Genomic DNA, 19,960 nt, shown 5'->3' on the forward strand with positions numbered 1-19,960 from the left:
TTTCGTGGCTCAATCCTATGACGTGATCATTATCGGCTCCGGCCCCGGCGGCTATGTCGCCGCCATCCGCGCCGCGCAACTCGGTTTGAAGACGGCGATCGTCGAGCGTGAGCACCTGGCCGGCATCTGCTCCAACTGGGGGTGTATCCCGACCAAGGCGCTGCTGCGTACGGCCGAGATTTTTCACTACGCCGAGCACGCTAAGAGCTACGGCCTGAAGCTCGAGGGCAGCGTGTCACCGGATCTGAAGGCGATCGTCGACCGGTCGCGCGGCATTGCCCATCGCATGAACAACGGCGTTGGCTTCCTGATGAAGAAGAACAAGGTCGACGTCATCTGGGGTGAGGCGAAGCTGACGAAGCCCGGCGAGATCGTGGTTTCGAAGACCACCAAGAAGCCGATGGAGCCTGTCGGGCCGATCCCGAAGAACACGCTGGGCGAGGGGACGTATCAGGCAAAACACATAATCATCGCCACCGGCGCGCGGCCGCGCGCCCTGCCGGGCATCGAGCCGGACGGAAAGCTGATCTGGACCTATTTCGAGGCGATGGTGCCGCCGAAAATGCCGAAATCCCTGCTGGTGATGGGCTCCGGCGCGATCGGCATCGAGTTCGCGTCCTTCTACCGCACCATGGGCGTCGACGTGACCGTGGTCGAGCTGCTGCCGCAGGTCATGCCGGTCGAGGATGCCGAAATCTCGGCGCTGGCGAAAAAGCAGTTCGAGAAGCAAGGCATGAAGATCCTGCTCGACGCCAAGGTGACCAAGGTTGAGAAGTCAGCCGATTCGGTGACCGCTCATGTCGAGACCAAGGACGGGAAGACCCAAAAGATCACCGCCGACCGGCTGATCTCGGCGGTCGGCGTGCAGGCCAACATCGAGAACATCGGACTGGAAACGCTCGGCGTGAAGACCGAACGGGGCATGATCGTCGTCGACGGCTATTGCCGCACCAACGTTCCCGGCGTCTACGCGATCGGCGACGTGGCCGGCCCGCCGATGCTGGCGCACAAGGCCGAGCATGAGGGCGTCGTCTGCGTCGAAAAGATCGCCGGCCTGAACGTCCATCCAATGGACAAGCTCAAAATCCCCGGCTGCACCTACTGCAATCCGCAGGTCGCCTCGGTCGGCCTGACGGAAGCCAAGGCCAAGGACGCCGGCTACGATATCCGTGTCGGGCGTTTCCCCTTCGTCGCCAACGGCAAGGCGGTGGCGCTGGGCGAGGACCAGGGCCTGGTCAAGACGGTGTTCGACAAGAAGACCGGTCAATTGCTGGGCGCCCACATGGTCGGCGCGGAAGTCACTGAACTCATTCAAGGTTTTGTCGTCGCCATGAACCTCGAGACCACAGAGGAAGAGCTGATGCACACGATCTTCCCGCATCCGACGCTGTCGGAGACGATGAAGGAAAGTGTGCTCGACGCGTACGGCCGCGCGCTGAACGCATAGCCGGGCTGCGCCGGGTTACCTGTTGGCCGCGGCGCGCTTCGCCTATATTGGGACATGACACGGAGGCGTTGATGGACCAGAGCTACGGCATTCTGAGCATGCCCGGAACCGGTTTTTTCGGGATGCTGGTGATCGGCTTTATTGCCGGCTACGTCGCCGAGCGTACCATGAACCGTGACCATGGCTTCCTGACCAACATGCTAGTGGGCATTGCCGGCTCCTTCGTCGGCGGCACGCTGGCCGGCCTGCTCGGCATCAACTATTACGGCTTCCTAGGCAATCTCGTCGTCGCCATCGTCGGCGCGATCGCCATCCTGTGGCTGTTCGGCCGCGCCAAGCAGGCCTTGTAAGGGACAAAGATGGTCACCGTCCTCGACCGCGTTTCCAACACGCCGCGCCAGCGTCACCCCGAAAAGGCCCACCGGCCCGACCAGGAGGTGGCGCGAAAACCTGACTGGATCCGGGTTAGAGCCCCGAATTCAAAGGGTTACGCCGAGACCCGCGAGATCGTGCGCTCCAACAAGCTGGTGACGGTCTGCGAGGAGGCCGGCTGCCCGAACATCGGCGAATGCTGGGACAAGAAGCACGCCACCTTCATGATCATGGGCGAGATCTGCACCCGTGCCTGCGCTTTTTGCAATGTCGCGACCGGCAAACCGGGGCCGCTCGACCCGACCGAGCCGGGCAGCGTGGCGCGCGCCGTGCGGCAGATGGGACTTCAGCATGTGGTCATCACCTCGGTCGACCGTGACGATCTGGACGATGGCGGCGCCCGGCATTTCGCTGCGGTGATACGTAACATTCGCGCGCTAAACCCTTCCACGACAATAGAAATCCTGACGCCGGACTTTTTGCGCAAGGAAGGCGCGCTGGAGATTGTCGTTGCCGCCAAGCCGGACGTCTTCAACCACAATCTGGAAACCGTGCCATCGAACTATCTCACGGTTCGACCCGGCGCGCGGTATTTCCATTCGATCCGGCTTTTGCAGCGGGTGAAGGAACTCGATCCGTCGATCTTTACCAAGTCCGGCATCATGGTCGGGCTGGGTGAGGAGCGGAATGAGGTTCTGGCGCTGATGGACGACCTTCGCTCGGCGGATGTGGATTTCATGACCATCGGCCAGTACCTCCAGCCGTCGAAAAAGCACCATCCGGTCAGGAAATTCGTCACCCCGGACGAGTTCAAGTCCTTTGAAACCATTGGGCTTTCCAAAGGTTTCCTGGTTATGGCGTCGAGCCCGCTGACCCGTTCGTCGCACCATGCCGGCGAAGATTTCGCGCGACTCCGGGCAGCGCGTGAGGCGATGTTGAAGAAAGCTGTCTAAGGCCACGATTTTCATGCCGAAATTTGAGACGACAAGGCATGTCCCGCACTCCGCGCAAGACATGTTCGCGCTGGTGGCCGACGTCGAAAAATATCCCGGATTCCTGCCCTTGTGCGATGCACTTACAGTGCGTTCGCGCAAGGAACGCGACGGCCAGACAATTCTGGTGGCTGACATGACGGTCGGCTACAAGGCGATCCGCGAGACGTTCACCAGCCAGGTGCATTTGAAGCCGGCGGAAAACTGCATAGACGTCAAATACATAGATGGCCCTTTTAAATATCTGCATAATATCTGGAGCTTCGAGCCGACCGGCCAGGGCGCCTGCGATATCCATTTTTCCATCGACTATGAATTCAAGAGCCGGCTGCTTGGCATGGTCATGGGTTCGATGTTCGACCGGGCTTTCCGCACGTTCGCGGAAGCTTTTGAGAAGCGCGCCGACGTCATCCATGGCGCCGCGGTTCAGCCGGCCTAAGTATTTGTTTTGACCGGGTTTTCTTGGGCGAAACGCGGAGCGGCATCGCGCCGTTCGAAAGCGCGTGAAGTCCACAATATCGTTTGAAAGCAATGGTTTGTGAAAGACGCCCGCACGGGAGCGCTGATTCGGCTTGATTCGGGGGCCGAAATCGGGACTTTCGGCTTCATCAAAGCCGTTTCGGGCTTCCCGCAGGGGATTTTTCGTTTCAACGAGATGCGCGCGCTTGGGCAGGGGCGGGAATTGTTCCGGAACCATTGGCGGCGACGGGTCGGTTGCTCAGCCCTCCAGCGCCTTCAGCCCCATTTCGAGCGCGGTCAAAACCGTCTGGCGGCGGATGTAGTCCCGGCCGTTGTTGTCGAAGATGCGCTTCTCGGCGACCGGGTCTTGGCCGGCCAGCGCAAGGCCGAACCAGACCAGCCCGACCGGCTTTTCAATAGACCCGCCGTCCGGGCCGGCGATGCCGGTGACGGCGAGCGTGATGCCGGCGCGGGAATTCTTCAGCGCGCCGGCGGCCATTTCGAGGGCGGTCTGGCGCGACACTGCGCCGTGGGCGTCCAGCGTGGCCTTGGCGACGCCGAGCATCTCCATCTTGGCCTCGTTGGAATAGGTGACGAAGCCGCGGTCGACCATCGAGGACGAGCCGGGGATGTCGGTCAGGGTGGCGATGATCAGGCCGCCGGTGCAGGATTCGGCGGTGGCCGACAGGATCTTTTTCGCCGCGCAGGCTTTCAGGAAACGGTCGGCGAGGTCGGCCAGCTCGGTCATGCGGGCAAATCTCCGGGATAGACGACGGTCGCTGTGGCGATCGCGGCGATGCCTTCCTCGCGGCCGATGAAGCCAAGCCTTTCGTTGGTGGTGGCTTTCACCGAGACGCGGCCGGGATCGATGCCAAGCATGGCGGCGATTGCCGCCGTCATCGATGGGCGGTGCGGGCCGATGCGCGGCGCCTCGCAGATCAAGGTGATGTCGGCATTGGCGATGCGGCCGCCGGCCTCGCGCACCAGGCGCGCGGCATGCTCCACGAAGATTTTTGAAGCCGCGCCCTTCCATTGCGGGTCCGACGGCGGGAAGTGGGTGCCGATGTCTCCGGCGCCGCGGGTGGCGAGCAATGCGTCGGTCAGGGCGTGCAGACCGACATCGGCGTCGGAATGGCCGGAGAGCTTTTTCGTATGCGGAATCTTCACACCGCACAGCCAGACATGGTCGCCTTCCTCGAAGGAGTGGACGTCATAGCCGTTGCCGGTGCGGACATCGGGAAAGCACGTGCCGGATAGTCGCTGGTCGGCCATCTCGATATCCCGCGCCCAAGTAAGTTTCACGTTGTCCGGCGAGCCTTCGACCAGTTTCACCGGAATGCCGGTCCATTCGGCGATGGCAGCGTCGTCGGTGAAGTCGGTCCTGCCGGCGTGGTGCGCCTTCATGTGGGCGGCATGGATCGGCCAGAACGGAAAACCCTGCGGCGTCTGCGCCGCGAACAGGCTTTCGCGCGAAACCGTGCCGGCGACGGTCCAGTCGCTGCCGCGGCGCTTCAGCGTGTCGGAAACGGCCAGGGCCGGCAGCGCGGCTTGCCGCTCGCCGATGGCGTTGATGGTGCGTTCGATCAGGGCGGCGTCGACGAAGGGTCGGGCCGCGTCGTGGATCAGCACTTTTGCGGGTGCTGCCGCACGTAGCGCCTCCAGGCCGAGCCGCACCGAATCCTGGCGGGTGGCGCCGCCCTCGACTACGATGACCCGGTCGCAGAGTTCGCCGGCAGCCTCGGCGAAAAGCGCATGGTCGTCCGGATGGACGACCGCGACGATCGGGCTGATCGCCGGATGGTTTGCGAACGCCTCGATGGACCGCCGGATCACAGGCTTGCCGCCGATCGCGCGATATTGTTTCGGTCCTTCGGCGGCGCCGGCGCGCTCGCCGCGGCCGGCGGCCACGATGACGACGGCGGCCTTGCTGTCCGGTCTTGCTGCGGGTTCCATGGCAGACGCATAGAGCACCCGAACGCGACATTTCAAGCTGCATCGAATAGCGACGCCTTGGCGTCCATCCGCCGCACGCGGTGTGCCTCTCGCATATTGAGAATGTTGTCCGTTCGCAGTAACGTCACTTCGTCATGTTGCGGCCAGCCAAAGAAGTCTTCGCCTTGCTGCTTGCGGCGTTGATCGCCATCGGGTTGAGCCTGTCCAGCGTTCAAGCCGCCGACATGACCGTCAAGATGAGCATGACGTCCAGCATGGACATGTCGGCCGACGGCGATTGCGCGGGATGCCCGGATGACAATCCCGGCAGCAAGATACCTTGTCCGGCCGTCTGCGTAGCCCCGGTGCTGGCGCTGGTCCCGCAGGGCCCGTCACCGGCCGTCTCCGTTTCCCGTCTGCACCTGGAGCCGGTCCCGTGCCTGTCCTGGCACGGGCGGCAGACACCACCCGATCCATACCCTCCCAGATCCATCGACATGGCCTGACGTTCCTCGGCCGCCGAGCGCGGCCGGTGAGACGCGTCCCGCGCAGCCCCGCGCTCCTGTTGCGCGGTCAATTCCTCGGCGGCGGGCATCCTTGCCAGCCGTCGGCGGCCATGCTTGAGAGGTCGAACTGAAGCCATGCACAGCAATTTCTCCATATCCCGCAGGGGGCTCCTGCAGGCGGGAGCGGGCCTTGCCGCCATGTCTGTCCTGCCACGCCAAGGGCGAACCGCCGCATCGGGCGCGCCAGAGCGGAAAATCGCCGCCATGCCGGCCGCCCGCCGGCTGAGTGGAAAGGAAAAGAGCGAAACCGCTTTCTGGACCTATGACGGGCAGGTTCCCGGCCCGACGCTTCGCCTGCGCCAGCACGAACCGGTCCGGTTCAGGGTCGAGAACGGACTCTCCCAGGATACCACGGTGCATTGGCACGGCATCAGGCTGCCGAACGCCATGGACGGCGTGCCGGGCCTCACGCAGCCGCCCATCAAGCCCGGCGAAACCTTCCTCTACACGTTCACACCGCCCGACGCCGGCACCTTCTGGTATCATCCGCACGCCAACAGTCTGGAGCAACTGGGCCGGGGGCTGGCCGGCGCGCTGATCGTCGAGGAGGCCGAGGCCGTGCCGGTCGACCGCGACCTTCTATGGGTGCTGGCGGACTGGCGCATCGACGAGGAGGGCCAGATCGCGTCCGGCTTCGGCAACATGATGGAAGCCGGCATGTCCGGAAGGGTCGGCAATACTATTACGCTGAACGGCTCCGTTCCGGGCGACCAGACGGTCCGAGCGGGTGAACGCATCCGGCTCAGACTGCTGAACTCTTCGCTGGCGCGCATCATGGCGCTGCGCTTCGAGGGTCATGCCCCGCTGATCGTCGCGCGCGACGGACAGCCGTGCGATCCGCATGAGCCCGATGAAGGCGGCCTGCTGCTCGGCCCGGCCATGCGCGTCGACCTTGTCATCGACATGCGGGGTGAGCCCAGGGGGCGCTATCGGGTCACCGACGGTTTCTACCGCGGACTGGGATACGAACTCACCCGGTTCGTCTATTCCGAAATGCCTGTCCTGCGAAAAGAAAGCCCGCCGCCGTTCCGCCTTCCGCCGAACCCCTTGCCCGAACCGGATTTGACGACCGCGCAACGCCATGAACTGACGCTTGAAGGCGGAATGATGAGCCATTCCGCCGCGGACGACATGAGGTCCGGCATGCAAGGCATGCAAGGCATGCAGGGCATGCAAGGCATGGGGCGGGCGACGTGGTCGATCAACGGCCACTCCATGATGGGCGACGGCCATGCGGGCATGGCGCCTCTGTTCACGCTGGCGCGCGGCAGCAGCCATATCGTCGCCATGCGCAATCGGACCGCCTGGTGGCACCCGATGCACCTGCACGGCTTCAGCTTCCGGGTGCTGACCCGCAACGGCTCGCCCGTTCCCCACAACCAATGGGCCGACACGGTGCTGCTGGCTCCCGAAGATGTCGTCGAGATCGCCTTTGTGGCCGATAACCCCGGCGACTGGATGCTTCACTGCCACGTCACCGACCACCAGATGGCCGGCCTGATGACCGTCCTCCGCGTCGCCGAAGCGGGATGAACGTTCGAACAACCGAGAAAGGAAATCGCCATGCTTCGCATCTTTGGACTCGCCGTGCTGGTTGCCACTGGCACTGCCTACTCACACGCCGAGGAGACGCTCAAGGCGACGCTGTGGAAGGACCCGCAATGCGGCTGCTGCGAAGGTTATGCCGACTACCTTCGGCAGAACGGCTTCGAGGTCGATGTCAAGCCGACGAACGACCTCGCAATGATCAGCGGCAAGGCGGGCGTTCCGGCCGACATGCAGGGCTGCCATACGACGTTCGTCGACGGCTACGTGATCGACGGGCATGTTCCGGTGACGACCGTCAGGAAGCTTCTGTCCGAACGTCCCGACATCGCCGGCATCACGCTGCCCGGCATGCCGATGGGATCCCCCGGCATGGTCGGCAAGAAGACCGGGCCGTTCACGATCTACACCGTGCCCAAGGACGGCAAGCAGCCGACCGTCTACGCGACGGAGTGACGGACGTGCGCCGCCCGACAGTCTGGGCCGTGGCCGCCGCGCTGCTCGCGGCGGCCACGGGAACCGCGCGAGCGCATTCCCTCGACGAAGTCGAGACCATGCTCGCAGGCCAGGAGCAATATTTTCAGGTGGTGGAAAGGCCCGCTCCGGACTTCACGCTGAGAACGGCCGATGGCCTGGTCGCGCGGCTTGCCGATTTTCGCGGCAAGGCCATCGTGCTGAATTTCATCTATACCTCGTGCCCGGACGTCTGCCCGCTGCACGCGGAAGCGATCGCCGAAGTCCAGCGCCTGGTGGACGACACGCCGATGAAAGAGCGCGTCGCCTTCATTTCGGTCACGACCGACCCGACAAACGATACACCCGAGGCCATGCGCGAGTACGGCCCCACGCACGGCCTCGACCCGGCCAACTGGACGTTCCTGACGACGACATCGGACGAAGCCGAAGACGCGACCCGCGCGCTGGCCAAGGCTTACGGCCACAAGTTCGAGAAGACGGACGACGGCTACCAGATGCACGGAATCGTCACGCATGTCATCGACAGGCAAGGGGTCTGGAAGGCGAATTTCCACGGGCTGCGGTTCGATCCGGTCAATCTGGTGACGTTCGTCAATGCACTGACCAACGATACGACCCGTCCGCATCCCCATCCAGCCAAGGGCCGGTGGCAGTGGATAACCGAATGACGGCGGGGCGCGGGGCGGGAGCGGCGTTGTTCCTTGCGACGGTGGGGGCCGGCGCAGCGGCTGCTGTCTTGGGTGTATACGCCTTCCTTGACAAGGGTTCGGCGGCGCTGCTCGCTCCCGACGACGCGAATGTAGTCGCCCGCGGCAAAGCCGTCTATGTCGAGCATTGCGCCTCCTGCCACGGCCGGAATCTCGAAGGGCAGCCCGACTGGCAGACACGGGGCAATGACGGATTTCTGCCTGCGCCGCCACATGACGAGACCGGGCACACCTGGCACCATCCGGACCGGCTGCTGTTCGACATCACCAAACGCGGCGTGGCGGCGGCGGCCGAGTTGAAGGGCTACGAGACCCGCATGCCCGCATTCGGCGGCGTCTTGTCGGACGACGACATCGTCGCCGTCCTGACCTACATAAAGTCGCGATGGCCGGAAGAAATTCGGCGGCGTCACGACTCGCTCAATCGCGCCAGGTCCAAAGGAACTCCCTGAATCCCGAACAGGAGGGTGGACAACGCCGCCGCCACCTGTTCGAGGCCCGGGGCGACAGCCGGAAGACACTCCGGGCACCGGCGGCTGCGACAATTTCCACCTTCGTTGCGGTTGCAGTTACTGCCGTTTCTGTCTAGGAAATGGGCATGAGACAAGTCTGCTTGGTTTTTGTGCATGCCGGCTAAATTGGGCGAGCCGTTGCGCGTCGGACGCGTGACGATCCGCAACCGCGTTTTCCTGGCGCCGATGTCGGGCATCACCGACCAGGCGTTCCGGGCGCGCGCCCATGCGCACGGCGCCGGGCTGGTCGTATCCGAAATGGTCGCCAGCGGCGAGCTGGCAAGGGGCCGCGCCGGCTCGCAGTTGAGAATCCGCCATTCCGGACTCGACGTCCACATGGTGCAGCTCGCCGGGCGCGAGGCAAGGCATATGGCCGAGGGCACGCGCATCGCGGCGGGCGAGGGCGCCGACATCATAGACATCAACATGGGCTGCCCGGCCAAGAAGGTGACGGGCGGTTATGCTGGGTCGGCGCTGATGCGCGACCTCGACCATGCCGTTTCGCTGATCGACGCCGTGGTCGGCGCCGTCGACGTGCCGGTGACGGTAAAAATGCGACTCGGCTGGGACGAGGGCGCACTCAATGCGCCCGATCTGGCGCGGCGGGCGCAACAGGCAGGTGTGTCCATGGTGACGGTGCATGGCCGCACCCGCTGCCAGTTTTATGAGGGCAAAGCGGACTGGCGGGCGATCCGCCGCGTCAAGCAAGCGGTGTCGATCCCGGTGGTGGCCAACGGCGATGTCGGCTCGGTGGCGGATGCGGCGGCGGTGCTGGAGCAATCCGGCGCCGATGCCGTCATGGTCGGGCGGGGAAACTACGGCGCGCCGTGGACGGCGGGCACGATTGCCATCGCGGCGGGCAGCGACGTTGCGGCGAAGCCGGCTCCGGAAGGGACGGCGCTGGCCGACTATGTCGTCGCCCATTACGAGGACATTCTGGCGCTCTACGGCGTCGACAGCGGGCTGCGGCAGGCGCGAAAACATCTGGGCTGGTATCTTGACCGCCACGCGCCGTCGGCCGGGGCGGAGTTGCGCGCCACCATCATGCGCTCGCTGGAGCCCGCGGCGGTGATCGCGGCGCTGCGGCAGGCTTTTGCAGCGGCGCCGGAGCGTGTCGATTTGAGGAGCGCGGCATGAATCTGGCGTCCCCGCCGCCCGGCGCCGAGGCTGCCGCGCAGATCGTGCTCAACACCATCCGTCGCCCCGTGATCATGATCGGCCCGGACGGGCTGATCGCCTATGCCAATGCCGACGCCGAGGATTTTTTCCGCTCCAGCGCCACCATGCTGGCGCGCGCCACGCTGGCGAAATTCGTGCCCTTCGGCAGCCCGATCCTGACGCTGGTCGACCAGGTGCGCGAGCGCGCCGCGCCGGTCAACGAGTACCGCGTCGACATCTCCTCGCCGCGCCTCGGCATCGAGCGCATCGTCGACCTCTACGCCTCGCCGGTGCCGGAACTGCCGGGCTCGGTGGTCATCATGTTCCAGGAACGCTCGATGGCCGACAAGATCGACCGGCAGATGACGCATCGCGGCGCCGCCCGCTCCGTGACCGGCCTGGCGGCGATGCTGGCGCATGAGATCAAGAATCCGCTGTCGGGCATACGCGGCGCGGCACAATTGCTGGAGACGGTGGTTTCCGACGACGACCGGGCGCTGACGCGGCTGATCACCGACGAGACCGACCGCATCGTGTCGCTGGTCGACCGCATGGAGGTGTTTTCCGACGAGCGGCCGATCGACCGGTATCCGGTCAACATCCACGTGGTGCTCGACCATGTGAAGGCCATTGCCCGCAACGGTTTCGCCAGCAGGATCAAGATCTTCGAGGACTACGACCCCTCGCTGCCGCCGGTCCATGCCAATCGCGACCAGCTCGTGCAGGTGTTTTTGAACCTGATCAAGAACGCGGCGGAGGCGACCGGCAACCTGCCGACTGCGGAGATCACCCTCTCGACGGCGTTCCGGCCGGGCATAAGGGTCTCGGCGCCGGGCTCGCAGGACCGGGTGTCGCTGCCGCTGGAGTTCTGCGTGCACGACAACGGCCCGGGCGTGCCCGACGATATCCTGCCGATCCTGTTCGACCCGTTCATCACCACCAAACCGAACGGCTCCGGCCTCGGCCTGGCGCTAGTGGCGAAGATCGTCGGCGAGCATGGCGGCATCATCGAGTGCGATTCGACCACGCGCGGCACGACGTTCCGCATTCTCATGCCGGCGTGGAAGGAAACGGCGGGCGGCGAGGGGACCATCCCATGAGAAGCGACATGAAGCCGCGCGGCAACATTCTGGTGGCGGACGACGACGCAGCCATCCGCACGGTGCTCAACCAGGCGCTGTCGCGCGTCGGCCACGAGGTGCGTGTCACCTCCAACGCCGCGACGCTGTGGCGCTGGGTGGCGGCGGGCGAGGGCGACATCGTCATCACCGACGTGGTGATGCCGGACGAGAACGCCTTCGACATGCTGCCGCGCATCAAGAAGGCACGGCCCGAACTGCCCGTCATCGTCATGAGCGCCCAAAACACCTTCATGACGGCGATCCGCGCCTCGGAAACCGGCGCCTACGAATATCTGCCGAAACCCTTCGACCTCAACGAACTGCTCGCCATCGTCAACCGCGCGTTGTCGGAGCCGAAGCGACCGAAAAGCGATCACGCGGCCGAGGAGCATCCCGACGCCATGCCACTGGTCGGCCGCTCGCCGGCCATGCAGGATATTTATCGCATGCTGGCGCGCATGATGCAGACGGACCTGACGGTGATGATCACCGGCGAGTCGGGCACCGGCAAGGAGCTGGTGGCGCGCGCGCTGCACGAATACGGGCGGCGGCGAAACGGTCCGTTCGTGGCGATCAACATGGCGGCGATCCCGCGCGACCTGATCGAATCGGAACTGTTCGGCCACGAGAAGGGCGCTTTTACGGGCGCGCAGAACCGCTCGACGGGGCGTTTCGAGCAGGCCGAGGGCGGCACGCTGTTCCTCGACGAGATTGGCGACATGCCGATGGAGGCGCAGACCCGGCTGCTGCGCGTGCTGCAGCAGGGCGAATACACCACCGTCGGCGGGCGCACGCCGATCAAGACCGATGTGCGCATCGTCGCGGCCACCAACAAGGACCTGCGCACACTGATCAACCAGGGGCTGTTCCGCGAGGATTTGTTCTATCGGATCAACGTCGTGCCGCTGCGGCTTCCACCGCTGCGCGAGCGGGCGGAGGATATTCCGGACCTGGTGCGCCACTTCTTCAAACAGGGCGAGCAGGAGGGGTTGCAGACCAAACGCATCTCCGCTGGCGGCATCGAGCTTATGAAACGCTACCCCTGGCCGGGCAATGTGCGCGAGCTGGAAAACCTGATCCGGCGGCTGGCGGCGCTCTATGCGCAGGACGAGATTTCGGCGGAGATCATCGAAGCCGAGCTGAAGACCGGCGAACAGCCGACCATGCCGGGAGGTCGGCTGCTGCCGGACGACCTGTCGATCGGCCAGGCAGTGGAACACTACCTCCAACGCTACTTCGCCGCATTCGGCGGCGACCTGCCGCCGTCCGGACTCTACCAGCGCATCCTGGCCGAGGTCGAATTCCCGCTGGTGCTGGCCTCGATGACGGCGACGCGCGGCAACCAGATCAAGGCGGCGGATCTTTTGGGCCTGAACCGCAACACGCTGCGCAAGAAGATCCGCGAGCTGGGGGTGAACGTCTACCGGGCAGCAAAAAGCAATTGAACCTTGCACTGCGTTGATCCACGCACGAAGGCTATGTGCTTAACCGCTCATTGCTGGGGCGAACTTCCGCCCCATGGCCGACTTTCCCGCACCCGATATCCTTGCGAACAACACCAGGGCCGCAACGCAGGGACCGTTGTCTTCTGAGGCACACTGACAGCCGTCACTCCGGCAAGCCCGCGAACCGCATGTGCCCGATCCAGCGATCGAGGGCTCCGGGGGCGGTGTAATTCTTCTCCCACTGCCTGCGTTGTTTGCTGATGGAGTCGCCGGGCGAGTCTTTGAGGAAGACTGCGAGCGCTTCCTTCGCCTCCCTCTGGTTTCCCAGACAGGCGTGGATCCCCGCAAGCATCCGGTGTGCGCCGATCGGAATCTTGGACATTTTCCGCATCGCCGTCAGCGCGGCCCCGCAATCGTTCTTTTCGTAGAGCGCCCAGCCCATGTCCCAATGGAACCAGTCAGGGTGGAAAGGATCGATGCCCATGGCCTGCTCGATCCGATCGATCGCTTCGTCCACGCGGCCTATATGCAACAGCACACCCGCACTGTGGACGAGGATACTCGAATCGCTGGGGTTCAGGGCTATCGCCTGGTCGAATCGGGCAAGGGCCTGCTCGACCTCGCCGGCTTCGTTGTGGATTTGCGCGCGGACATAATGCGAGTCGGCATCGTCTGGAGCGAGCAGGATGGCCTTGTCGGCGTATTCGGCGGCGCGCTTCAACGCCTCGTCATGGTGTTCCTGAGCGTGCCAGAAGACCGCGTCATGGCGATAGTGCCATGCCATCCCGATATAGCCGAACTGGGAGTCCGGATCCGCTTCGATCGCCTTGAGGCTGAACTGCCGCAGCAGCTTGTTCCCCTCGGCTGAGAAATCCTTTTCGATCTCGGCCCCACCCATCAGGTAATAGCGGAGCGCGCTGACCTGCGCGGCGTCGCTCTCCGGCAAGGGGCGCTCGATCCTGCGCCCGACCCGATCGGCAAGCGTGCGGATTATTTCCTCCTGGACGACGAACAGATCGCCGATCTCCCGGTTGTATGTGTTGGCCCAGAGATGTGATCCGTCATGTGCATTCAGCAACTGGGCAGTCACTTTCAGCCGGTCTCCAATCTTCTGCTGGCTGCCTTCGAGCAGGTAGTCGACGCCAAGTTCATCTCCAATCTGCTTGGCGTCACTCGGCTGGTCGCGATACCTGAAGCTCGAGTTCCGGGCGATGACGGCATAGGTCTTGCTCCGCGCCAGCTCGGTGATGATCCCCTCGGCGATGGCATCGCTGAGATATCCCTTTTCCGCACCAGCACTGAAGTCGTCGAAGGGAAGGACCGCGATCCTCGGCATGTCGCTCGAGCGAACCGCAGCCGCTCGCCATGTTTTCACACCGAAATACGCGCCGATCGCTACCGCGACGAGGACGACCGCAGCAAGTATGAAGCTGCGTTGGAAGAACCGTGGCTTGGCTCGTTCCGTACCGACTACGGCGTTTGGGGCCGCCGCGTCCGATGGATCGGCATTCAGCCGGTAGCCTCGCTTGGGGAGGGTTTCCACGATCACGTGCGCGTCGTCGCCCAACGCGCGGCGAATATCGGCAATGCATTGGGTGAGGCTGTCGTCGGTCACGAAAGTGTCGGGCCAAACCGCCTGCATAAGCGTGTCTTTGGACACGATCTCGCCCGATCGAGCCGCCAGCACGGAGAGCACCTCGGCGGACTGGCTGCGAAGATCGACCGCTTTGCCGTCAACAGTTCGAAGTTCGTTGCTTTTCGGCAGAAAGACAAAACCGCGAAGCGTGATCGCTTTGGCAGATTTCAGGTCAATTTCAGGAGCCTTTCGGGACATTTCACCCTCCTGGCGCGCTTCCTAGTTTAGCCAATTCGGCCTGCGCTTCCAAGCGATCCCCGCGGCACCGGATTGGGCAGGAGGATGAACATGAAACGCACCAGGCTCATCATCGCGCTCGCCGTTCTTTTGGCGGCGCCAACGGCTGCAAAAACGGATTCCCCTACTGTCAATGCTATAGCGTTTGTTATTTCTCTTGCACCTGTAGTTGGCGGCATCGAAGAACGCCGAGAACAAAAACCCTTCGAGACATACGACCTCTGTCTCGCCTGGAAACGTCAGAAAGAAGTCCTTCCGCCGGATCCGCCCGCTCTTCTATCTTTCGTATACTGCGAGCAAACGGAGGCGCCCCCCACATCGTCGTGAGCGCGAGCGACGATTTCTATCTCAGCACCCGACCGGCCGCGACGCCCGATATGGACACGTCGAAGGCGCTCTTGCTGATGCAGGAGCGCGCCGTGAAGTACCTCTTCGTGCCAGTCACTCGGCGTGACATGGCGGTTGGCCGAAAGGTCTATTAGCTTATCTGGCCGGCAACAAAGTGCTGATGGCCGGACGCCCGTCGCAGTGATAGCATCTCCCGGCTTGCGCCTGTGGCGAGCCAATGAAGATCGGCGCGGCCACCAACGGCGCCGGACACCGGGAGAACAGCAGATGCAGACCTTGCCGTCGCTCTTCATCTCGCATGGCGGGCCGGACATCGTCATTTCAGACACGCCAGCCCGCCACTATCTCGAAAACCTCTCGTTGATGCTGCCGAGGCCGAAGGCGATCGTCATTTCCTCGGCACATTTCGAGACGGACGGGGTCGCGGTGGTGACCGATCCGGCGCCGGAAATGATCTACGATTTTCGTGGGTTTGCGCCCGAGCTTTACACGATGGTGTATCCGGCGCCGGGCGATCCCGACCTTGCCGAGCGTGTCTTCGGGCTTCTCGCCCAAGCCGATTTGTCGCCGCAGCGCGCACAAAAGCGCGGCTACGACCATGGGACCTGGACACCGCTGAAACTGGCCTATCCGCGGGCCGACATTCCCGTCGTGCAGGTGTCGATCGACCCGAAACGCGACGCTGCCTGGCACCATGCGGTCGGCCGGGCGCTGGCGCCACTGCGGGGTGAGGAGGTGCTGGTCATTGGCTCCGGCCACATCACCCACAATCTGCGCGCCTTCTTTTCGGTCATGCGCCAGGGCGCCGAGCCCGACCCGGCGCTGCCCGGCAAGGTGAAGGCGTTTACCGACTGGTTCGCGGATGAACTGTCGAAGGGCGACACCGAAGCGCTGCTAGACTGGGAGCGCCGCGCGCCGTTTCCGACCGACAACCACCCGACCGACGAGCATCTGATGCCGATCTTCTTCGCTTATGGCGCGGCGGGCGAGGGCGCGCGGGGCCGGCGGGTCCACGATTCCGTCAATCACGGTTTCTTCGCCAACGATTCCTACCTGTTCCAGTAAGCGCCGCTTTTCGCTAAGAGCCGTTTCGCAACAATGGCGGAACGGGTCTTTCGGCGATGGAACGGATCATCAGCGCTTTCTGGAATTCGATGCGGGCGCTGCGACGGCTGACCTTGACCGAAAAGGCGTTCCAGCAGGAACTCGGCCTGCTGATCCTCGCCATACCCGTCGGCTGGTTCGTCTCGACCTCCTGGATGATCTACGCCCTTTTGATCGCCTCCATCCTGGTGCTGATCATGGTCGAGGTGCTGAACACCGGCATCGAGGCGGCGTGCGACGCGTTTTCGCGCGAGTTCAACGTCGAGATCCAGCTCGCCAAGGATTGCGGCTCGCTGGCCGTGCTGATCGCCATCATCCTGGTGGTCGGCGTCTGGGGTTTTGCTCTGGCCGAGCGATTTGGCAGCCTGCTGGCCTGACTGTCGAATCCGTCACGGCGGAAAAGCCGCGCCGGTCTGACGCAAGACTATTTCAGGCGCGCTGTCTTGCCTGCCGGCGCAATATCCAGCGGGCGGCGAAATGGCCCAGCACCAACGCCGCGACGCCGATGCCGAGCGCGATCAGCAGGCGGTGGTGTTTGCGGATCGTCTCGCCGAGCAGCGTTTCGGCCCCGAGCCCGAAGAAATAGCCGAGGCCGCCGAACAGCGACGCCCACACCAGCGACGACAGCGCGTTGATGACGACGAACCGGCCAAACGGGATCTCCGAGAGTCCGGCGGCGACGCCGCCGAACAGCCGCATGCCATAGATGAAGCGGTTGCAGAACACGAACAGGTTGGGGTGCCGCTGCAAAAATTCGTGAGCGTGGCTGAAACCGGGCTTGGCGCGCAGGCGCCGCACGATACGGTGATCGGCGAAGCGACGGCCCATCAGGAAGAAAAACGTGTCGCCGCCGAAGGCGCCGAGGAACGTCGCCAAAAATGCCTGCCAAGGCACAAAAACCGCCTGATGCGCGAAGAAGCCGCCGAGGATCGCCGCCGTCTCGCCCTCGGCCAGGCAGCCGATGAAGACCGCGATCAGGCCGTAGCGCTCGACAAGAAGATGAATGGTGTCGCTCATGCGGGACGGCCCGCCTCGGGAAGGCGGCTCTCGATGCGCTCCAGCACGGCGCGCAACGTGCCGATCTCGTCGCGCATCGCCAAGATCTCCTGGTGCCTGATGTCGTCGAATTTTTCGTGCAGCGCCATGATCTCGATCTCGGCCTTCAAATTCACCTCGTAGTCGTGCGAGGCGTCGAGGCGGTCGCGCTCGGCCTGCCGGTTCTGCGACATCATGATGACCGGCGCCTGGATCGCCGCGATCATGGACAGCACGAGATTCAGGAAGATGAAAGGGTAGGGGTCGAAAGCCTCGCGGGCCAGGAGCAGCGTGTTGGCCACCGTCCAGATCGCCAGGAAGACGAGGAAGGAGATGATAAAACTCCAGGAACCGCCGACCCGCGCGATGGTGTCGGCGATGCGCTCGCCGGTCGACATCTTGTGCTCGTGGACGGCGTTGATGTCGCGCGATATCGTGCGGCGGTCGAGCGTGCTTTGCAGCACGCCTCTTTCGCTTTCGCTCAGGCTCTCGGGCCTGCGGGTCAGCCAGCGTTTGGCGATGTCGGCAAGGGTTTTTGGCATGGGGCGCTCCGGCGGGCGGCTCGGTCTCGGTCACGCTGGCGCGGCCCACGCGCAAGCATCGTTCAGAGGAATAGCAGAATGGCGGATTTCGCGGCAATTCGCGCGCGGGCTGCAGAACGCAAGGGCGGCGACGAAATCCTCGACAGGCTTCTCGGCGACGCACCCGACAATCGCGACGTGGCAAAGCTGTCGGACGACCGGCTGCTGTCGACGATTGCCGAACGGGTCTTCGCCGCCGGTTTCGTCTGGCGGGTGATCGAACAGAAATGGCCGGGCTTCGAGGAAGCCTTCCTGAATTTCGAGCCGAAGCGGCTGTTGTTCCAGCCCGACGATTTCTGGCATGAGCTGGCGTCGGACAAACGCATCGTGCGCAATCCGCAGAAGATCAGGTCGGTGCGCGACAACGCCGCCTTCGTCGAGCGCGTGTCGCGCGAACATGGCGGCTTCGGCAAATTCCTCGCCGAATGGCCGGCGGACGACCAGGTAGGCCTTATGGCTTATCTCGGCAAGCACGGCAGCCGGCTCGGCGGCAACACCGGCCAGTATTTCCTGCGTTGGATCGGCTGGGATTCCTTCATCATTTCGACCGACATGGCCGCGGCCTTGCGCGACGCCGGCCTCGACATCGCCGAAAGCCCGACCTCCAAAAAAGATCTGCAGAAGGTCCAGGACCAGGTCAACGCCTGGGGGTCCGAGACCGGCCTGCCGCGAAAGCACATTTCGCGCATCCTTGCCATGTCGATCGGCGTCAACCACACGCCGCAGGAGATTCTCGAATATACCGGCGAGTGAGCCGGTCATTCGTCCTCTCCGGATCGTGGACCGTTGTTGCAGACGCGCCAGGGCAGCGCTGTCGTTCCCAAAAGCGGCTGTCCCAATGCGCGCTTGCCATTGAGATAAGTATCTGCTTATCTGTTGTCATGAACGAGACGGAGGTGTTTCGCGCGCTTTCCGACCCCACCCGCCGCGCCGTGCTGGAGCGGCTGGCGGCGGGCGAGAAGAACGCCACCGAATTGCGCGAGGGGTTCGGCGTTTCGCAGCCGGCGATCTCGCAGCATCTGGCGGTGCTGCGCGGCGCCGGCCTGATCCGCGAAAGGCGTGTCGGGCGGCATGTCAACTACAGCGTCGAGCCTAACGGGCTTGAGCCGCTGCTCGCCTGGATCGGGCGCTACCGAGCCTTCTGGCCGGCGCGCGTCGAGCGGCTGCAGGATCTGCTCAAGGAGATGGACCAATGAGCATCGAAACGAGTGTCGGCGGGGGTGGCGAGGTCGTCGTCGAATGCGGGCTGGAGGCGCCGGCCGAGCGGGTGTGGCGGGCGCTGTCGGTGCCGGAACTCGCCGCCGACTGGCTAGGTGCAAAGCCCGCCTTGGGCGAGGGCGGCGGCTCTGACGATACTGCGGCGAATCGTTTCGAGATCGTCGAGGCACAACCGTTTTCGCGGCTGACCTATCGCTGGCGCGACGGCTCGCCGGAGGCGCCGGGCGAGAGTTTCGTCACCGTCGAGATCGCGCCGCGCGGACCGCAAAACACCTGGTTCCGGCTGACGCACCGGCCGCCTGCAGTGCGGCCTGCCGCGGCCAACGGCAACACGCCGATGGCGCTCGCCGCCTAGCAACCACCATCGCAAAACACCGAACGGAGGATCGCGCCATGAGCGCCACGATGCAGCTCGTCCCAATGGTCGTCGAACAGTCACCGCGCGGCGAACGGTCGTTCGACATCTTTTCGCGCCTGCTGCGCGAGCGGATCGTTTTCCTGAACGGCATGGTGGACGACAGTTCCGCCGCGCTGATCTGCGCTCAGCTTCTGTTCCTCGAGGCCGAGGATCCGAAAAAAGAAATCGCCTTCTACATCAACTCGCCGGGCGGCGTGGTCACCAGCGGTTTCGCTATCTACGACACGATGCAGTTCATCAAATGCCCGGTGGCGACGCTGTGCATGGGCACGGCGCGCTCGATGGGTTCGTTCCTGCTGATGGCCGGCGAACCCGGCCGCCGCGTGGCGCTGCCCAATGCCAGCGTTGTGGTGCACCAGCCGCTCGGCGGTTTTCAGGGCCAGGCTTCGGACATCGAGCGCCATGCAGCCGACATCGTCAAGGTGAAGCGCCACATGACCGCGCTCTATGCCAAACATTGCGGCCGAACCATCGAGGACGTGGAACGCACACTCGACCGCGATTTCTTCATGACGGCAGAAGAGGCGCGCGACTGGGGGATCGTCGACCATGTCAACGGCGACAGGCAGAATGAGGCGGGATAACCACGCGCCAAGCTCACGAAGCCGAGGCGGCTGGGTGATTGCCCTTGCGGGAAAGGAGCCCCTTTC

At 64.1% G+C, this 19,960-nt stretch carries 25 protein-coding genes; 20 read left to right on the forward strand and 5 right to left on the reverse strand.

Annotated features, from left to right (window positions below):
* Positions 1 to 4: 4 nt before the first annotated feature.
* The 4 genes from lpdA to RB623_RS27030 all read left to right on the forward strand — a co-directional run bounded on the left by lpdA (position 5) and on the right by RB623_RS27030 (position 3,250).
* Positions 5 to 1,447, forward strand: a complete 1,443-nt coding sequence (gene lpdA / locus RB623_RS27015) for a dihydrolipoyl dehydrogenase (protein ID WP_308060222.1) — start codon at positions 5 to 7, stop codon at positions 1,445 to 1,447.
* Positions 1,448 to 1,518: 71 nt separating this feature from the next.
* Positions 1,519 to 1,797 (forward strand): GlsB/YeaQ/YmgE family stress response membrane protein, encoded by a 279-nt coding sequence (locus RB623_RS27020; RefSeq protein WP_308060223.1) that lies wholly within the window; start codon positions 1,519 to 1,521, stop codon positions 1,795 to 1,797.
* Between the two features lie 9 nt (positions 1,798 to 1,806).
* Positions 1,807 to 2,772 (forward strand): lipoyl synthase, encoded by a 966-nt coding sequence (lipA, locus tag RB623_RS27025; protein ID WP_308060224.1) that lies wholly within the window; start codon positions 1,807 to 1,809, stop codon positions 2,770 to 2,772.
* 13 nt (positions 2,773 to 2,785) lie between these two features.
* Positions 2,786 to 3,250, forward strand: a complete 465-nt coding sequence (locus tag RB623_RS27030; protein ID WP_308060225.1) for a type II toxin-antitoxin system RatA family toxin — start codon at positions 2,786 to 2,788, stop codon at positions 3,248 to 3,250.
* A 279-nt stretch (positions 3,251 to 3,529) separates the two neighbouring features.
* Here RB623_RS27030 and RB623_RS27035 read toward each other — a convergent pair whose 3' ends face one another.
* Both RB623_RS27035 and RB623_RS27040 read right to left on the reverse strand, forming a co-directional pair.
* The gene (locus RB623_RS27035) at positions 3,530 to 4,018 is read right to left on the reverse strand and encodes a CinA family protein (protein WP_308060226.1); all 489 of its coding nucleotides are present in this window, start codon (positions 4,016 to 4,018) and stop codon (positions 3,530 to 3,532) included.
* A complete protein-coding gene (locus tag RB623_RS27040; RefSeq protein ID WP_308060227.1) occupies positions 4,015 to 5,223 on the reverse strand; it encodes a bifunctional 2-C-methyl-D-erythritol 4-phosphate cytidylyltransferase/2-C-methyl-D-erythritol 2,4-cyclodiphosphate synthase in 1,209 nt (402 codons plus the stop codon). The genes RB623_RS27035 and RB623_RS27040 overlap by 4 nt, the downstream gene beginning before the upstream one ends.
* Before the next feature lie 164 nt (positions 5,224 to 5,387).
* Between RB623_RS27040 and RB623_RS27045 the strand changes: the two genes are divergently transcribed.
* The 8 genes from RB623_RS27045 (at position 5,388) to ntrC (ending at position 12,733) form a co-directional block, all read left to right on the forward strand.
* Positions 5,388 to 5,708 (forward strand): hypothetical protein, encoded by a 321-nt coding sequence (locus RB623_RS27045; RefSeq protein WP_308060228.1) that lies wholly within the window; start codon positions 5,388 to 5,390, stop codon positions 5,706 to 5,708.
* A 135-nt stretch (positions 5,709 to 5,843) separates the two neighbouring features.
* Positions 5,844 to 7,301 (forward strand): multicopper oxidase family protein, encoded by a 1,458-nt coding sequence (locus RB623_RS27050; protein WP_308060229.1) that lies wholly within the window; start codon positions 5,844 to 5,846, stop codon positions 7,299 to 7,301.
* Positions 7,302 to 7,331: 30 nt separating this feature from the next.
* A complete protein-coding gene (locus RB623_RS27055; RefSeq protein WP_308060230.1) occupies positions 7,332 to 7,769 on the forward strand; it encodes a DUF411 domain-containing protein in 438 nt (145 codons plus the stop codon).
* Between the two features lie 29 nt (positions 7,770 to 7,798).
* The gene (locus tag RB623_RS27060) at positions 7,799 to 8,458 is read left to right on the forward strand and encodes an SCO family protein (RefSeq protein ID WP_308060231.1); all 660 of its coding nucleotides are present in this window, start codon (positions 7,799 to 7,801) and stop codon (positions 8,456 to 8,458) included.
* Positions 8,455 to 8,949 carry a c-type cytochrome gene (locus RB623_RS27065; RefSeq protein ID WP_308060232.1) on the forward strand — a complete coding sequence of 165 codons (495 nt, stop codon included), beginning with the start codon at positions 8,455 to 8,457 and terminating at the stop codon, positions 8,947 to 8,949. The genes RB623_RS27060 and RB623_RS27065 overlap by 4 nt, the downstream gene beginning before the upstream one ends.
* Positions 8,950 to 9,123: 174 nt before the next feature.
* Positions 9,124 to 10,146: a tRNA dihydrouridine synthase DusB gene (gene dusB / locus RB623_RS27070; RefSeq protein WP_308060233.1), complete on the forward strand. Its 1,023-nt coding sequence runs from the start codon at positions 9,124 to 9,126 to the stop codon at positions 10,144 to 10,146.
* Positions 10,143 to 11,267 carry a nitrogen regulation protein NR(II) gene (locus RB623_RS27075; protein WP_308060234.1) on the forward strand — a complete coding sequence of 375 codons (1,125 nt, stop codon included), beginning with the start codon at positions 10,143 to 10,145 and terminating at the stop codon, positions 11,265 to 11,267. Before dusB ends, RB623_RS27075 begins: the two co-directional genes overlap by 4 nt.
* An 8-nt stretch (positions 11,268 to 11,275) precedes the next feature.
* Positions 11,276 to 12,733 (forward strand): nitrogen regulation protein NR(I), encoded by a 1,458-nt coding sequence (gene ntrC / locus RB623_RS27080; protein ID WP_308060265.1) that lies wholly within the window; start codon positions 11,276 to 11,278, stop codon positions 12,731 to 12,733.
* Positions 12,734 to 12,896: 163 nt separating this feature from the next.
* Here ntrC and RB623_RS27085 read toward each other — a convergent pair whose 3' ends face one another.
* Complete coding sequence (locus RB623_RS27085; RefSeq protein WP_308060235.1) at positions 12,897 to 14,567, reverse strand: winged helix-turn-helix domain-containing protein; 1,671 nt, start codon at positions 14,565 to 14,567, stop codon at positions 12,897 to 12,899.
* 90 nt (positions 14,568 to 14,657) lie between these two features.
* Here RB623_RS27085 and RB623_RS27090 point away from each other — a divergent pair, with 90 nt between their 5' ends.
* The 4 genes from RB623_RS27090 (at position 14,658) to RB623_RS27105 (ending at position 16,435) form a co-directional block, all read left to right on the forward strand.
* Positions 14,658 to 14,933, forward strand: coding sequence for a hypothetical protein (locus RB623_RS27090; RefSeq protein ID WP_308060236.1), 276 nt, complete (start codon positions 14,658 to 14,660; stop codon positions 14,931 to 14,933).
* The gene (locus RB623_RS27095) at positions 14,930 to 15,088 is read left to right on the forward strand and encodes a hypothetical protein (protein WP_308060237.1); all 159 of its coding nucleotides are present in this window, start codon (positions 14,930 to 14,932) and stop codon (positions 15,086 to 15,088) included. The genes RB623_RS27090 and RB623_RS27095 overlap by 4 nt, the downstream gene beginning before the upstream one ends.
* Before the next feature lie 133 nt (positions 15,089 to 15,221).
* Positions 15,222 to 16,019 (forward strand): class III extradiol ring-cleavage dioxygenase, encoded by a 798-nt coding sequence (locus RB623_RS27100; protein ID WP_308060238.1) that lies wholly within the window; start codon positions 15,222 to 15,224, stop codon positions 16,017 to 16,019.
* Positions 16,020 to 16,075: 56 nt separating this feature from the next.
* The gene (locus RB623_RS27105; protein WP_308060239.1) at positions 16,076 to 16,435 is read left to right on the forward strand and encodes a diacylglycerol kinase; all 360 of its coding nucleotides are present in this window, start codon (positions 16,076 to 16,078) and stop codon (positions 16,433 to 16,435) included.
* A gap of 52 nt (positions 16,436 to 16,487) precedes the next feature.
* Here the strand turns inward: RB623_RS27105 and RB623_RS27110 are convergent, their stop codons facing one another.
* Complete coding sequence (locus RB623_RS27110) at positions 16,488 to 17,075, reverse strand: DedA family protein (RefSeq protein ID WP_308060240.1); 588 nt, start codon at positions 17,073 to 17,075, stop codon at positions 16,488 to 16,490.
* Positions 17,072 to 17,635: a DUF1003 domain-containing protein gene (locus RB623_RS27115; protein WP_308060241.1), complete on the reverse strand. Its 564-nt coding sequence runs from the start codon at positions 17,633 to 17,635 to the stop codon at positions 17,072 to 17,074. The genes RB623_RS27110 and RB623_RS27115 overlap by 4 nt, the downstream gene beginning before the upstream one ends.
* A 78-nt stretch (positions 17,636 to 17,713) precedes the next feature.
* Between RB623_RS27115 and RB623_RS27120 the strand changes: the two genes are divergently transcribed.
* From RB623_RS27120 to RB623_RS27135, 4 genes are all read left to right on the forward strand, one after another.
* Positions 17,714 to 18,427: a DNA-3-methyladenine glycosylase I gene (locus tag RB623_RS27120; RefSeq protein ID WP_308060242.1), complete on the forward strand. Its 714-nt coding sequence runs from the start codon at positions 17,714 to 17,716 to the stop codon at positions 18,425 to 18,427.
* 128 nt (positions 18,428 to 18,555) lie between these two features.
* A complete protein-coding gene (locus RB623_RS27125; RefSeq protein ID WP_308060243.1) occupies positions 18,556 to 18,870 on the forward strand; it encodes a metalloregulator ArsR/SmtB family transcription factor in 315 nt (104 codons plus the stop codon).
* On the forward strand, positions 18,867 to 19,247 hold the full coding sequence (locus RB623_RS27130; RefSeq protein WP_308060244.1) for an SRPBCC domain-containing protein: 381 nt from the start codon (positions 18,867 to 18,869) through the stop codon (positions 19,245 to 19,247). Before RB623_RS27125 ends, RB623_RS27130 begins: the two co-directional genes overlap by 4 nt.
* Positions 19,248 to 19,285: 38 nt before the next feature.
* Positions 19,286 to 19,894, forward strand: a complete 609-nt coding sequence (locus tag RB623_RS27135; protein ID WP_308060245.1) for an ATP-dependent Clp protease proteolytic subunit — start codon at positions 19,286 to 19,288, stop codon at positions 19,892 to 19,894.
* The last annotated feature ends 66 nt before the right edge of the window (positions 19,895 to 19,960 follow it).

It is taken from the genome of Mesorhizobium sp. LHD-90 (genome assembly GCF_030929505.1).
Taxonomy (GTDB): Bacteria; Pseudomonadota; Alphaproteobacteria; order Rhizobiales; family Rhizobiaceae; genus Kumtagia.